Raw genomic sequence first — 14,257 nt, 5'->3', positions numbered from 1 at the left:
GCGCAGGACTTGAGAAGGTGAACCGTTACGCAGGGTTATGGTGGGTATCCGTGTCAGCCAAGCATGCTTTCTGGTTTTGCTTATGATTTCTGCACCACTCTCCGGATGTTTTGGTGAAGATGACTCCGGTGGGCTCGTCGCAGCTTCCGATGTAACCATCACTCCAAAGGTTCTCGTGGGTGGCTCCTTTCAACCCGTGACCGTTGCTGCAGGTGAAGACATGTCTGTATTCCTTCCATATCTTGTCATTGATGAAGAGACTGGATATGTCGCAAACTCAACCGTTTTAGATTTGAGAAAGGGCGATTCGGTGCAACTTTCTCTCCTTGCGCCACCAAGAGCAGGTCTTGCCGTTGCTCTTCTTGGTGAATATGGACGCGACTCTTGGCCTATTAGAGATGCAAATGAGTCGTGGGCTTCTTGGTTCTCCGACGGCGGTCATTTGAGTGCCGATGGTGGTGCTGTAAAGCGAAGCGGTAACGGAACGGGTTTGTTTAACGCAAGTTCCACAACCGGCGGAGCCGCTAATATCGTGACCCTTGTTGTTGAGCGTCCAAACGCTCCTGCTTACAGTTCTGATGAAGGTGGGCGTCACTCAACCGGTCTTGTCAACGGTCGAACCACGTACAATTATCTCCATCACATCACCGATGAAACGCCAGACCCTCTGGACCTGACCGATGGTGCTGTTGGATACTTGAATCGGTGGGCTGGACAGGGGAATACCGCCTATGAAGCGGGTGCTGTCTATCTTATTGACAAGTTGGAATCGTTCGGGCTGATGGTTGACACACAGCGCTTTGAATTCACTGATGTATTCGGCAATCAGAATCCAGAATCGTACAACATCTGTGGGTTTCGCTATGGTAGTGAAGTTCCAAATGAATGGATGGTGTTCGGCGCTCACTTTGATGTTGCCCCCCCTGCAAATGCTCTATTGGTCGACCCTCACCTCACCGGAACACGAACCTACGGTACTGGTGTTGGAGCCTACGATAATTCAGCGGGCACAAGCATGGTATTGACCGTCGCTGAAGCGATGTCCGGATATGACACTCGACGAACGATGGTGTTTTGCTTTTGGTCGGGTGAAGAAGGTGGAAAGCGTGGTAGTGATTACTGGACGGATTATTACGTCAAAGAGGACAATCCCGATGTTACAGTTACCAATTACATCAATCTGGACATGGCTGGTGTGAATTGGCCCGGTGGCGGCGCCGCCCCTCACGGTGACCCTGCAACTGAGATCGACCCGGATGGCTATCCTAAGGATGAGGAAGTTTGGCCAATGCGGGTTTATCTTGGCCCGTCCCTCGATCACGACGTCATCAACCAACCGGAAATGGTTGGGCTCACGCTTTGGATCGGAGCAGATGCGATCGGAGTGGAGCAGCAACAGAGTGTTTTGGTTGGTGAAGGATTTGCAGAAGATACCTGGAAGGTTGACGATTGGTTGGAGCGTGGAAAGCCAGAGATTGTGGTTTACGAAGATGTTACCGCTCGTTCTGACCATGCGAGTTTCCAAGCGAACCTGGGCACGGTGACGTTAGGCTTCGGGGGTCTTGTTGACGGTTATTGGTGCTATCACCAAACCTGTGACACCCTCGAGGAGATGGAAATTTGGATGGACACCACTGGAAAGGGGTACGGTGAAGAACATTCAGGAACTTCAAACCTTGTTGACAGTCTCGACATCATCACGTGGTGGGCTGCGTACAGTTTCTTCCACCTGGATGAGAAACCCGTTACCAACGCTTACCTTTGATTCATCGAATCAAGTCTGAAACCGGTCCCGCAACGGTCAACAGCAACCCTGTGGGCGTCCAATATCCAAGGAACATGGTGAGCAAAGGAACGGCAAAGATGAGGATGACAATGTAGAATGCGGTCTCGTTCCAATCTTTGACCTTCAGCCCGTCAAGGGGTCCAAATGGCAACATGTTGAACAACCCCAAGAAGAGATTTGCACCAAGCCAATACACGCCAACATCGATGATCATGGCTTGCCACACAAGACTACCATCAAGCAAATACCCCTGTCCAAATCCTTGAGTTGCGATTTCGGTTGGAAGGGTTTCAAACGCCCCCGACAATCCAAGCACGATGCCCCATAATGGAATTCCGATAATGAAAAGGCCGAGGTTGGTCAGCGGTCCTGCGACCGCAATGTGTCCGTTTTGCCGCCGAGTCACCATTCCCGCCACCATAACTGCTCCCGGTGCCATGAAGAGAAAGCCAAGAAGAAGGGCGAGGAATATGCCCATCTGCAACCCTTTTGGGTCGGCTCTAAATTCTGCCCAGCAACCGTTCTTCTTTGCTACAAGTTTGTGACCAATTTCATGGAGGAGGAAGGCGGGTCCAATCGCTACAAACATAACCGGCATCGAAAGCAAAAGATAGACGGTCCATTTGGTAAGGCCCAGCGAACCTAATCCGGAAATGCCTCCAACAGACATGAAGCCAAGAGCAAGTGTGAAGGCGCCCATGGCTTGACGGAGATGTGCTTTTTCTTCCTTACTGAAATGCCAGAGTGGCCCCGCATGATGTGCTGGAGGCTGCCATGGTGACTGGCCAAAGAATTGTGCAAAGGCGGGGGGAAGTTGGCTTCCAGGCGATTTGGTGTCGAAATGGATGGTTCCTTGGTCATCGGTGCGCTGGTGGATATGTCGGACTCGAGATGTTGACTTGTATGATGAAGAAAACGGATCGTCATCGATGAGGTCGGCTCGTGAATCTCTGCGCCCCATAAAGGATGGTTGATGCCGTTCACTTTGAATCCTCGTGTCCGAGGGTTCATGTGGTTGAGAGGTTTCGTCCTGATTGCGATTCTCATGTCAATGCCACGCAAAGCGATGAAGGAGCTTGGGTTCCAGGCTTGCTGTTTGTGGTGTGACGCACCGGATGATGCAGGTGCGACGCGCTGTGGCCCTTGCATCAATCACCACAGAAACGTGAGAGAAACCATTGCAGCAAGTCCGCCAGATGACCCTTTGTTCCAGTTAGCAAAGGAAATCATGGCGTTTGCAGCCGCCCCTCATCGCCACGACCACGATGAAGTCCACGGTGGTATTTTGCGAGAACAGCAACGGTTGGCTGCGGGGTTACAAGAACCTGTTCCGCTCCCAACTTCAGAAGAAGTTGGAGATTTGTTCGCCCAACAGAAGACTGTGAACAAGGAAAGTCTCATTCAACAAATCGGCAATAAAAATCCATGGAAGGACCGTGCCCCCTCGGTTGAAGTTGCTCGTATTTTAGGCCAAGAGGCTTGGGACAGTGATGCGTTGGCCGACGACGCAAACTACGGTGCAAGAACGGTTCCTAGTGTCCCTATTCAGCCGGTCAACCGAGAGGAGCGGCTTGGAGAAGATACGGCGCTAACCGACCGCGTTCAAGCAGCTGCGCAAACATCTTCCATGGACGATGAAGTCGCTGAAATCTTTGAAGAAATTGAGTTTAAGCGTCGGCAAAGTGAACGTAAAGAACTGAAATCTACTTTGAGCGACATCAAAAAATTAGTTGATGACGATTTGGAATTCTGATCAGCGTTCTTCCATCACCGGTTGGCGTACTCGTTCTGGAAGGTGGAGGTTGTAACTCACGCGCTGTGTACCTTTTCCTTTTGATTTCTTGCCTAGGATTTGAATATGGCCTATTTCCTTTAGATTGGAAACGTGGGTTCCAGCACACGGGCACATGTCGATCTGTTTCCCGATTTGAACGACGCGCAAATCCTTGACCGACGCGGGCAGAAGGTCCATATTGGTTCGTTCGGGGGGCATGATGTCATTGATTTGTCCCCGTGTCATTACAGAATCAGTGACTTCAAGACCCTCGTCAATTCTAAGATTGACTGCCTCGGTCATGGTATTCAACATTGATTCATCGAATGAAATTGGGTTAAAATCAATGCGGGACCGGTCGGCATGGATTTGATTTCCAACGGTGCGCGCTCCGTTGAACAATTCATACACCAGCCCGCTAACAAGGTGTTGGGCTGTGTGCATTCGCATGTGCGCATATCGCGTTTCCCAATCTATGGATCCTTTGACTTCGTCTCCTGCAGTCAGTTGGTGGTCTTCTCCTATCGTGTGTTCAACGTTTGTTCGACCCCGAACTTCGGTAACGGACAGTGGGCCATTTGGTCCGTTTATCGTGCCTGTATCCCAATGTTGACCTCCACCAAGCGGATAGAAGAGGGTTCGATCAAGGACGACTGATGTGTCGGTTGCTTCAATAACGGTGGCCCGGAAATTTTGGAAATAGCCAGCTTCTATGCTTTCCAAATACAACTTCTCGGTTGACATAACCATCCGTAGAAGCGGTCGTTGATGGTATTAACTCTCTGTGGGTTGAAGTTCACCGTGGGAAAAATCTTCGATTTTGTTAGCGTTGCCTTGTTCTGAGCCATCAATAACGATTGAGGGGGTCTTCCATGCTGTGTGAAGTGCGACCGTCGAGCGCCATAGAGCTCGGAAAAAGCCAACTTCTTCATATTCCCAGCCTCGCTCTTCTGCATACTCTTTAACGAGCGGTGATGCTTTTGGAAGATTGAAGTGGGATAGTGCGGGGAGAAGGTGGTGTTCTATTTGGTAGTCAAGTCCAACAAAGAAAAACGAACCGATTGGCCCAAATTTAATCCGACGAGCAGTTTCAATTTGTAAACGCCAGTTCTGGTCGTACTCGGTAATGACGGGACGTCCTGCATGCCCAACGATGAAAATTGCCGTGAGGCATGTACCGACCAATCCCCAGAGGAGAACATAGAAACCAATCGTTGCCTGCCATGATAGACCAAAGGCAACTGGCAAGACCAACCACAGGATGAAGTGAACAATGATGAGGGATGTATCAAGAAGCCAAATTTTTGTGATTCGCTTTTTCTTCTTTGATTTGAAAGGTTTTGTGGCGATGTACTTCAACCCGTCAAATCGCATTAAATGGCCAACGAGAAGAGAAATTGGCCAGAACGTCCATCCTTGCAAATAGCGCTGGAAAAACCTACGGACCGGTCCACTGGTCTTGTATTCCTCTTCGCTGAAGGTGAAAGGCCACGAGTGAATGTCTGGATCTTTGTTGATGACGTTCGGATGAGCATGATGTTTTACATTGTGCTTTTCACGCCAGTATTCCATTGAAAGACCTGCGAAAAGCGGGAATACAATGGCGGCAAGTGATGTGTTTCCCGCCTTGGACTGACAAGCAGAAGAGTGAACGCCTTCGTGGCCAGTCATAGCGAGTGTTGTTGAAAACAACGCTGTGATTGGAATAAGTAGAAGTCCAAATTTGAGCGGGAGATAGATGTGGGCGCTGTACAATATCCCGACAATTCCAAGGAGAGAGATGACCTTGACCCAGGACTTTGCCGTAGGTTTGTCGAGTAGATTTTTCTCCTGAAGTTTTTTTCTTAAATCTGCCATTGGATGTGTTGCCATAGACTGTTCCCCCATCAGACGCTAAGTGTCTTCAAAACCAATGGCCGCGTCCTTCACCTATCAAAGTGGTGTTGCTAACTACACTAATTATTCAATTCCGATGAAATTATGTAAAAATTCAGTGGTCTTTTGATACATTGCATCAAAGGAAACGTTGGCTTTGTCTTTGGGTAAAGAGATTCTAATTTCTTCAATATAGCCTTCCTTTGGAGTCCAATGCTCATCACTGTTCCACCACAATTCGGTCAAATTATCACTGCGTGGAAGAATGAGTTCTGGACTGAGCGGTACGGGTGATGGAAGATGTTGGTGACTGAGGATTCCACCAAACCAAGAAATTGAATGTTCAAAGGGATATTGTGTTGTGTGATCGGGGTTGATCAAGTGTTGAAGACCCCCTGGTTTCTGGTTTGATGTTTGAGTGTTGATGAGGCGGTCAAAAGAAAAGATAGAGGGTTGTGATGTTTCATTTGAAGACGTTTCCACAACAATGTGTTCTCCGTCTTGGCTGGTCTGAAGAATTCGAGTTCGAGTTCGAAGGGATACTCCTCGTTGAGCGGCGACGATAGTAAGATGTTTCATGAGCCATTCCCAACGCATACCCCAGCCGTCTGCGCACGCTTTGAACATCAGGAATGAACGTTGTTCTTTGGTGAGAAAGATATCGAGTAAATCTGGATTGATGATGAAGCCTGGATGCCATGCTGGTGTTCCTATTTCCGCATCCAATTCAAAAACCGTGATTTCGTGATCTGATGCTAGTTGAAGGGAAATAAGAATTCCCTCGAGACTACCGCCGATGATTCCTATGTTCATATTAATCAACTGTTGATTGAAGCTCTAAGGCAAAAACAGGACATGATGGGATACAAAGTTTGCAGTGGGTACAATTTGGCTCGTCGACGTAGATCATTCGGTCTTCAAGGGTGAGTACGTTCACTGGACATAATGCGATGCAAGCACCGCAGCCAAAGCACCGATCCTCCCGGACGACAAATTCCTTGTCAAGTTCTCGTCCCATAACCTGTGGAAGTGATGGTGATTGAAGGACTCTTCGCCCTGCAGTGGTTATCAAATATCTTTTTTTAACCTGGAAAAGAGGTCATGCAATGACACCCCCTCATTTCCACTGGAGAGGATGAACGGGTTCACACGAATACGGAGAAAGGGAAGAGAGAAAGAGAATACGAAGAAAGCCCGTTGATATTGGTCGCGAGAAGTTAATCAACATAGTGGTAAAAAGAAATGAAAAAATTATCTTAGTTCGTCAAAAATATGCTCCAATGGAAATGGAGGGGTGTCCACCCACACCTTCTTCAAAAATGACCTCGACCCTTAACCATGGTCTTCTATTCTGCGGGACGGACAACAACTTATCCTGATGAACCTCCAAAAGACGGATTTCGCTTTCATTATCTTGGCGGAGGCGATGAAGTAGGGAACGTGGGGATCGTCATGGAAGACCCTGATGGGGTCCGACTGTTGCTCGATTATGGATTAGCTCCAACAACACCTCCACGTTACCCTTCTGAAGCACCACTCGTTCATGATGCTGTTATCACCCATTCTCACATTGACCATCTCGGGATGGCTCCATGGTTGTGCGCAAATCATCAAACCCGCCTTCATGGAACTCCCCTGACTGCACATATCTCAGACATGATGTGGAGGGATTGCTACAAAGTGAGTTCCATTGAACGGTATCCACTTGCGTGGGACAAACGTGACATCGATACGGCTCTTGCTTCTTGGCATGTTCATGAATTCGATCAACCTTGGAAGCACCATTCTTGGACGCTTACATTACGACGGGCAGGACATATTCCTGGAGCAGCCATGCTTGAAATTGAAACCCCCCAGCATCGCGTGCTCCTCACCGGTGATTTTGATACACGCGACTCGCCTCTTGTCAAGGGAGCGGAACCGATCAAGACCGACATTTTGTTTGTTGAAGGAACGTATGGCGGAAGAGACCATCCAGAAACGAAGGTTGAAGTTGAACGTTTCATCACATCAGTTGCAGAAGTGGTCAAGCGAGGAGGAACCGTTCTCATTCCAGCTTTTGCAAACGGCAGAACACAGGACGTTGTTATGTTGCTCCATCGACACCTCCCTCATCTCGATGTTCACGTTGACGGGATGGGAAAACGAGTCGCTAAAATTCATCTTGAGCACAGCGGGTTCCTCCGAGATTCAAATGAATTGGAACAGGCATGGAGGTGGGTCAAGCGCGTGGGAAGCAAATCCGACAAAAAGAAAGCATTGAACGGCAATGTCATTGTCTCCACATCCGGTATGCTTTCGGGAGGCCCGGCTTTGTGGTACTTGAATCGCCTTCGTGAAGATCGAAGAAATGCGATTTTCTTCACCGGGTATCAAGCGAAAGATACCGGAGGACGTTCCCTTATGGATACGGGCCGTCTTGAAATTTATGGGAAGCCGGCTGAAATCGACCTTGAATGGAAACAATTCTCGTTTTCCACCCATGCAGGACATAAAGAAATTCTTGAGTTTGCAAAGGCATGCGAAGCAAAACACGTTGTCGTCTACCATACCGACCCGAACCACGCCCGCCCACCTCTTGTTGAAGCATTGGAAGCTCAGGGCCATACGGTTCATGAACCAGTCAACGGAGTCTCCGGTCATATTTCGTGAAGAATTACGCCGAAGTCATTGAATACATCAACACCCAGCGCTACACGATACCCATGGCGGCAAAGACACCACCAGGCAAGAAGAAAGGTAAGCGAAAGCGCAAGATGCGTCTTTCACTCAAACAAAAGAAACTGAATGCTTCTTCAGACAAGTATTCGGATTCACTCGGTTGGTCACAAGATGTCGGTCGTACTCTGAACGAACCGACCGCACCCAAAGCACCCGAGACCCTGAAAGTCCAGTGTGAATCATGCGGTTCTATGCTTAAAATTCCGAAGCCAAAGCGCTCAAAATACAGCGTTACTTGCAGCTATCCGGAATGTGGCAACGTCATGAAGTTCGATTGAAATGAGGCAAGGACCGACTCTTCTCGTCCTTCTTCTCCTCACGTCGCTCTGCTCGGGTTGTTTATCGTTTGATCACGATGAAAGCAAGACCATTCGCCTTGCTACAACGACATCGATGCGTGACTCGGGATTGCTTGATCTCCTCATCGATGACTTTCAAAGAACTTCAGATTATACTGTAGAGTATGTGGCGGTTGGAACAGGTGCCGCCCTCGTTTTGGGGGAAAACAAGGACGTTGACGCCCTCATTGTACATTCACCTGAACACGAAACAGAATTTGTTGAGAGTGGGTTTGGTTACGACCGCAGTGCCATTGCTTGGAATCGTTTTGTCCTCCTCTCGCCGTTAACCTCTACATCGTCCATTTTCGATGCCTTTGAATTGATTTATGAGGACGAACGTTGTTTTATTTCTAGGGGAGATTTTTCCGGAACGCATCACAAGGAGCAGGACATCTGGAGGTCGTTGAACGAGACAAAGGGACTGGCAATGGTTGAGGATGCAGACGGTTACCATCCAGAAGGTGAGTGGTACTACTCAATCGGTCAAGGTATGGGGGCAGCGATTAACATGGCCGATGAAAAATCTTGCTCGACGCTTTCAGACCGAGGAACCGCACTTAATTTTGCCCAACAAACTTCCCTTGAACGAACAGAATTTTCGGATGAAATTTTGTTCAATCCCTATTCATTTCTTTTTGTTTCAGACATGGAACGTCAAGGCGCAGAAGAATTTCTGAACTACCTTCTCGGCGATGGACAGCAACGCATTGAAGAGTATACCATCAACGATGAGCCTGCATTTTTCACACTGGAGTCTACCGATTAGCCCGACCATTCCCCGGCAAGTAAAGAGCGAGCAAGTTGACTGTCTTCCTCGATTTGAACACCATCGTGGAGGATTACCATCGTATCAGCCATTCGTTTCGCTTGAAGGACGTTGTGCGTTGCCAGTACAATACAAACTCCTTCTTTGCGATGGCGCATCAATTCGGTTTCAATGGCTTTGACTTGAGCAGAACCTAAGTTGGCCGTGCATTCATCAAGAAGCAACAACTTCGGTGCAAAACCAAGTTGCCGAGATAGAATCAATCGTTGCATTTCGCCTCCTGAAAGCCCAAGAGGCGAACGTTCAGGTTTTTGGTGAAGTGAAAACTTCTCGGAAAAATATGCACTCGCAGGCTCACATTTTTCAAAAAGGCTGGCTGCCAAATTCAATTCAAAACCGACAGAAAGCGTCAATGGAAGTGGTTTTTGCGGAACATAAACACATTCCTGATGGCCACAAATGACTTCATCGCCCTCGAGGCCAGCAAGGGCTCTCAACAGTGAGGTTTTTCCAGCACCGGATTCACCAAGAACCACAGTTATCGTTCCCGGTTTTAGGGACAATTGAGTGGGTTTGAGAATCTCACGCCCTTCTCTCATCATTGAAACGGTTCGCTCTGTGGGGCCGTCATAGGGCAACAAAACAGGTGGTGAAGTTCCGCTTAACGGAGGACTTCGGCGAACATTTGGCCGTTGCACAAACGATGCTAACGCCACGATTGTTAGTGAAAACAAGAGAAGAAGAATCCCCAAAAACGATGCTTGGTCCATGTTTCCCTTTGATGTCTCAAGGACAATGCTCGTGGTCATGACGCGTGTTTTTCCTGCTATGTTCCCTCCAACCATAATGACGGCCCCAACCTCAGCAATGGCCCGGCCAAAACCGATGACAACCGCATGATATACACCGTTTCTTGCCAACCCGATCTCCAGCAATAAGCGCTGTTTTGAGGTGGCACCAAGGGTGTCAAATGTATCCCTGTACTGATTTGCAGTCTTGTCGAAAGCCGACCAGGAGCCTCCCCAGATAAGCGGTAGAATAAGGCATGTCTGCGCAACGATCATCGCTTCAACCGTGAACAGAAGGTCCAATGCGCCCAAGGCCCCGGATTTGGAAAGAAGTGCGTAAATAAAAACACCAACAACAACCGGTGGCAGGCCATACAACGCGGTCACAATAACCCGTATCTTATCAAAAAAAGATGTGGTTTTTGATGAACACCATGCGCCGAGAGGAACACCGATAAGCGTCGCTAAAACGGTTGCTGTGCCGCTGGTGAGAAGGGTGGTGAGAATCGCTTCCCGCACCGCCCCACCATCAACCATGTTTGTGGATTGAAACCCCCACCATGATTCTACCGTCTACCCACATCCTCAAACATGAGCGACTGATGGCTTGATTTATGGAGGGAGTTCCGTATTTTATCAGTGTCGAAGAAGCACAGGACATCGTCAACCGCACCCCTCTCCCCCGGCGATTGGAAGAGGTTCCACTGGACGATTGTCACGGGCGAATTCTTGCTGAAGACCTCGCCAGCAAGGTTGACGACCCACCCTTTGACAATTCGAGCATGGACGGCTTCGCCTGCAAACACGACCCTGAGGCCAATTACCCTCAAACCTATTCCATTCAGGGCATCGCACCTGCGGCAGGAGAGGCGCAAGAACGGGTTCTCGAACCGAACAAAGCCTACCGTATCATGACCGGCGCACCGCTTCCAAAAGGAGCGGATTCAATCCTCCAAATTGAGCGATGCACCATCGATGAAGAAAACAATACCGTTACGCTTCTTGAAGCACCAAAGCCGCACTTTGTCCGAAAACAAGGCGAGAACCTCAAGCAAGGAACAGTTTCTCTCAAGGCTGGAGCGGTTCTTACACCTTCGCGGGTCGGCCTCTGTGCAACCATGGGATACCCTACGATCCCAGTTTTTCAACCCCTCCGCATTGCCGTCCTTTCTACCGGTGATGAACTCAAGCAACCCGGGAAAGACCTCGTTCTCGGAGAAGTCTACGAGTCAAATTCCTATGGCCTAGCAGGTTTGGTTCGATGGATGGGCCACGAGGCGGTTCGCTATGAAGCAGTGAACGATACAATGGATGCCCTTCGCGCCACTTTACAACAAGCATCAGAGGAATGCGACCTCATTCTCACTTCAGGCGGTGTCTCTATGGGCGAATTTGACTTCGTACGAAAAATCATGGTGGAAGAAGGCGACCTTCATTTTTGGAGAATGAAAATCCGACCGGGTTCTCCGCCTTTGTTTGGCCTTTGGAATCAGACACCTTTGTTTGGCCTTCCAGGCAACCCAGTATCAAGCCACGTCGTGTTCAGAATGCTCGTTGCCCCCTATCTTCGCCACGCCTTTCAGGCGGATGGGCCGGTGGAGTTGAAGCTCCGTGCCCAACTAAAAGATTCAGTCAAATCAACGCAGGACTGTGTTACACTTCGCCGAGTCACCCTGCACTTTACCGAACAAGGAATTGAAGCATTTCAACCTCGGCACCAAGGCTCAGGCAATCTCGAAAGTTTAGCGAGTGCGGACGGTTTAACACTGTTACAGCCAGGGCAATCGGGTGAAGTTGGAACGTGGATTGACGTCTTGGTTCTGTAAGGTGATCTGATGGAAATAGACGTAAATGAAGACGCAGCACTGCTCGATGTGTTGAAAAACCAGTATCCCCAATCCAGTGCTGCCAAACTACGCAAGATGCTCACTCAAGGTAGAGTTACAGTGAACGGCGAAGTTGAACATCGCGCAAAAGAAACCGTTGTGAAAGGGACAAAGGTGGTTGTTCTTGACCGGCCTGCAGCATTTGACAAAACCCCGCCCCCAACTGTAAAAAATCCAGTGGACCTTGACGTTATCTTTGAGGATGAAGACCTCCTTGTGGTGAACAAACCCGCTCACCTTCTGTCCGTTGCAACCGACCGACTGGAGGTTGATACACTTCATTCGCGCGGCGTAGACTACCTTCGGTTTTCCAATCCCAAAGCATGGTGCTTTATCGTTCACCGCCTTGACAAAGAAACCTCTGGTGTGATGGTTCTCGCAAAGAATAAATCTGCGAAGGAGTACCTCCAAGAACAGTTTGGGGAACGCCAAGTCCACCGCCTTTATCTTGCGCTGGTCGAGGGCGTTGTTGAAACGAAACAAGGAACGGTTAGCACGTGGTTAATGGAGGATAAATTCCTCAATGTCAAGGCCGTAAATTCCAAACATCCCAAGGGCAAAGAAGCGATTTCTCATTACCAAATTCTCAAAGAAAATGAAGACAATTCACTCGTTGAGGTTGAAATTGAAACTGGCCGCAGACATCAGATTCGAATGGCGATGCAATATCTCTCCACCCCAGTGGTTGGAGACGAGTTGCACGGGGCAGAAACAGACCCCTACCATCGCGTGTGCCTTCACGCCCATTCTTTGGAATTCCTCCACCCTTCAACAGACGACCCGGTTCGCTTTGAAGCCACACCACCTCGCTTGTTCAACATCAGGTGAAAGGGCCATCATTTCTTTGCGAGTAAGGCCACAGTACAACCGTGCCTCGCACGGCCATTACAGGTTAATGCCCACCCAATACAACCTCAACAGAAGTGGTCGGCGGTCAGCCTGCGCTTGGCTTAACCACGGGCGGCGTCCAACAAAGCCAAGCATTGCTCCTAGCGGAACATTTCTGGAGGTTTTCTTCACGTACCTACGGAGTAGTCGTCAAGATAGGCGAGTTGGGCATCGGTCAGTACGTCAATACTGAAACCAAGCGTGTCAAGTTTGGTGGTTGCCAAGTCCTGGTCTTGCTCGGTGGTGATGTCGTAGACTTGGTTGCCCATGCCGGCTCCTTCTTTGGCCAAGCGGCACAACGAGAGGAACTGGTTGGCGAACGACATGTCCATGACTTCGGAGGGATGTCCCTCTGCTGCAGCGAGATTGACCAAACGGCCACGCGCAAGCAAAAAGATTCGACGACCATCAGGCATGAGGAATTCTTCGTTGTCTTGACGGATGGTGCGAACGGATGTGGATTGTTCTTCCAAATCGGTGATCTTGATTTCACAATCGTAGTGCCCGGTGTTGCACACAATGGCGCCGTCTTTCATTGACGCAAAGTGTCGTCCAACAATGACGTCTTCCATTCCAGTCGCAGTGCAGAAAATATCGCCAATTTTGGCTGCTTCATCCATGGGCATCACTCGGTAACCTTCCATGACGGCCCGAAGGGCAGGGAGAGGGTCCACTTCAGCAATGACTACGTTCGCACCCATGCCTCGGGCGCGCATAGCGACGCCGCTTCCACAATGGCCAAACCCGGCGACAACGAAGGTCTTCCCCGCAAGGAGAACGCTGGTTGCTCGGAGGATACCGTCGAGGGTGGATTGTCCGGTTCCGTACACGTTGTCAAAATCCCACTTGGTAATGGCGTCATTCACGGCGATTACAGGGTAGCGTAGGTCGCCTGCTGCAGCCATAGCGCGAAGTCGGTGGACTCCAGTTGTGGTTTCTTCAGTTCCGCCGATGACGCCTTCAGAATATTCTGATTTTTCACCGTGCACGCGAACAATTAGATCCGCCCCATCGTCGAGGGTGAGCGTTGGTTTGAATTCGAGCGTTCTATCGATGCACCAGTAGAAATCGTCGTTAGATTGACCGTGCCAAGCATGCACGGAGAACCCTTCTTCGGCCAGCCAAGCAGCCACTTCATCCTGTGTGGATAATGGGTTGCAGCCAGACCAAGAAATCTCTGCGCCGGCGGCTCTAAGGGCTTCGATGAGAACAGCGGTCTCTTTGGTCACGTGAAGGCAACCAGCTACACGCATCCCAGCGAGGGGCTTGGTGCGTTCAGCCTCAGCTTTGAGTTTGGCCAAAACGGGCATTCGAGCACGGGCCCAATCTACGAGGAGCGACCCTTTTTCTGCGAGTCCAATATCTCGAACGGTGTAGTTTTCGCTTTTGTCCAATTCTTCCATGAGGCGGCCACTTGCTCGCCCCTTTTGAA

At 49.5% G+C, this 14,257-nt stretch carries 13 protein-coding genes; 7 read left to right on the top strand and 6 right to left on the bottom strand.

Annotated elements, in window-relative coordinates:
- Positions 1-37 precede the first annotated feature (37 nt).
- Positions 38-1,765: a M20/M25/M40 family metallo-hydrolase gene (locus tag AAA857_RS03690; RefSeq protein WP_338173240.1), complete on the top strand. Its 1,728-nt coding sequence runs from the start codon at positions 38-40 to the stop codon at positions 1,763-1,765.
- A gap of 1 nt (position 1,766) precedes the next feature.
- Here AAA857_RS03690 and AAA857_RS03685 read toward each other — a convergent pair whose 3' ends face one another.
- Complete coding sequence (locus AAA857_RS03685; RefSeq protein ID WP_338173238.1) at positions 1,767-2,747, bottom strand: hypothetical protein; 981 nt, start codon at positions 2,745-2,747, stop codon at positions 1,767-1,769.
- A gap of 84 nt (positions 2,748-2,831) precedes the next feature.
- Between AAA857_RS03685 and AAA857_RS03680 the strand changes: the two genes are divergently transcribed.
- Positions 2,832-3,539, top strand: a complete 708-nt coding sequence (locus tag AAA857_RS03680; protein ID WP_338173236.1) for a hypothetical protein — start codon at positions 2,832-2,834, stop codon at positions 3,537-3,539.
- Here AAA857_RS03680 and AAA857_RS03675 read toward each other — a convergent pair whose 3' ends face one another.
- From AAA857_RS03675 to AAA857_RS03665, 3 genes are all read right to left on the bottom strand, one after another.
- Positions 3,540-4,304 carry an alanyl-tRNA editing protein gene (locus tag AAA857_RS03675; protein ID WP_338173234.1) on the bottom strand — a complete coding sequence of 255 codons (765 nt, stop codon included), beginning with the start codon at positions 4,302-4,304 and terminating at the stop codon, positions 3,540-3,542.
- A 30-nt stretch (positions 4,305-4,334) separates the two neighbouring features.
- The gene (locus AAA857_RS03670; protein ID WP_338173232.1) at positions 4,335-5,432 is read right to left on the bottom strand and encodes an acyl-CoA desaturase; all 1,098 of its coding nucleotides are present in this window, start codon (positions 5,430-5,432) and stop codon (positions 4,335-4,337) included.
- 87 nt (positions 5,433-5,519) lie between these two features.
- Positions 5,520-6,248, bottom strand: coding sequence for a hypothetical protein (locus tag AAA857_RS03665; RefSeq protein WP_338173229.1), 729 nt, complete (start codon positions 6,246-6,248; stop codon positions 5,520-5,522).
- A 525-nt stretch (positions 6,249-6,773) separates the two neighbouring features.
- On the opposite strand from AAA857_RS03665, the gene AAA857_RS03660 reads away from it, so the two are divergent.
- The 3 genes from AAA857_RS03660 to AAA857_RS03650 are packed head-to-tail and all read left to right on the top strand — an operon-like array spanning position 6,774 to position 9,263.
- Positions 6,774-8,087, top strand: coding sequence for an MBL fold metallo-hydrolase (locus tag AAA857_RS03660; RefSeq protein WP_338173228.1), 1,314 nt, complete (start codon positions 6,774-6,776; stop codon positions 8,085-8,087).
- Complete coding sequence (locus AAA857_RS03655; protein ID WP_338173226.1) at positions 8,084-8,434, top strand: hypothetical protein; 351 nt, start codon at positions 8,084-8,086, stop codon at positions 8,432-8,434. Before AAA857_RS03660 ends, AAA857_RS03655 begins: the two co-directional genes overlap by 4 nt.
- Before the next feature lies 1 nt (position 8,435).
- Complete coding sequence (locus tag AAA857_RS03650; protein ID WP_338173223.1) at positions 8,436-9,263, top strand: substrate-binding domain-containing protein; 828 nt, start codon at positions 8,436-8,438, stop codon at positions 9,261-9,263.
- Here AAA857_RS03650 and AAA857_RS03645 read toward each other — a convergent pair.
- On the bottom strand, positions 9,260-10,588 hold the full coding sequence (locus AAA857_RS03645; RefSeq protein ID WP_338173221.1) for an ABC transporter permease: 1,329 nt from the start codon (positions 10,586-10,588) through the stop codon (positions 9,260-9,262). The genes AAA857_RS03650 and AAA857_RS03645 overlap by 4 nt on opposite strands.
- Before the next feature lie 77 nt (positions 10,589-10,665).
- On the opposite strand from AAA857_RS03645, the gene glp reads away from it, so the two are divergent.
- Together glp and AAA857_RS03635 are read left to right on the top strand one after the other, a co-directional pair.
- Positions 10,666-11,877, top strand: a complete 1,212-nt coding sequence (gene glp / locus AAA857_RS03640) for a gephyrin-like molybdotransferase Glp (protein ID WP_338173219.1) — start codon at positions 10,666-10,668, stop codon at positions 11,875-11,877.
- Positions 11,878-11,886: 9 nt separating this feature from the next.
- Positions 11,887-12,765 (top strand): RluA family pseudouridine synthase, encoded by an 879-nt coding sequence (locus AAA857_RS03635; RefSeq protein WP_338173217.1) that lies wholly within the window; start codon positions 11,887-11,889, stop codon positions 12,763-12,765.
- A gap of 188 nt (positions 12,766-12,953) precedes the next feature.
- On the opposite strand, the gene AAA857_RS03630 is transcribed toward AAA857_RS03635, so the two are convergent.
- Positions 12,954-14,228 (bottom strand): adenosylhomocysteinase, encoded by a 1,275-nt coding sequence (locus AAA857_RS03630; RefSeq protein WP_338173215.1) that lies wholly within the window; start codon positions 14,226-14,228, stop codon positions 12,954-12,956.
- Positions 14,229-14,257: the final 29 nt, after the last annotated feature.

The sequence above is a fragment of the Candidatus Poseidonia alphae genome, assembly GCF_943787815.1.
Taxonomy (GTDB): domain Archaea; phylum Thermoplasmatota; class Poseidoniia; order Poseidoniales; family Poseidoniaceae; genus Poseidonia; species Poseidonia alphae.
The sequence above is the reverse complement of the archived record's forward strand: the minus strand, read 5'-3'. Positions and strand labels throughout refer to the sequence as shown.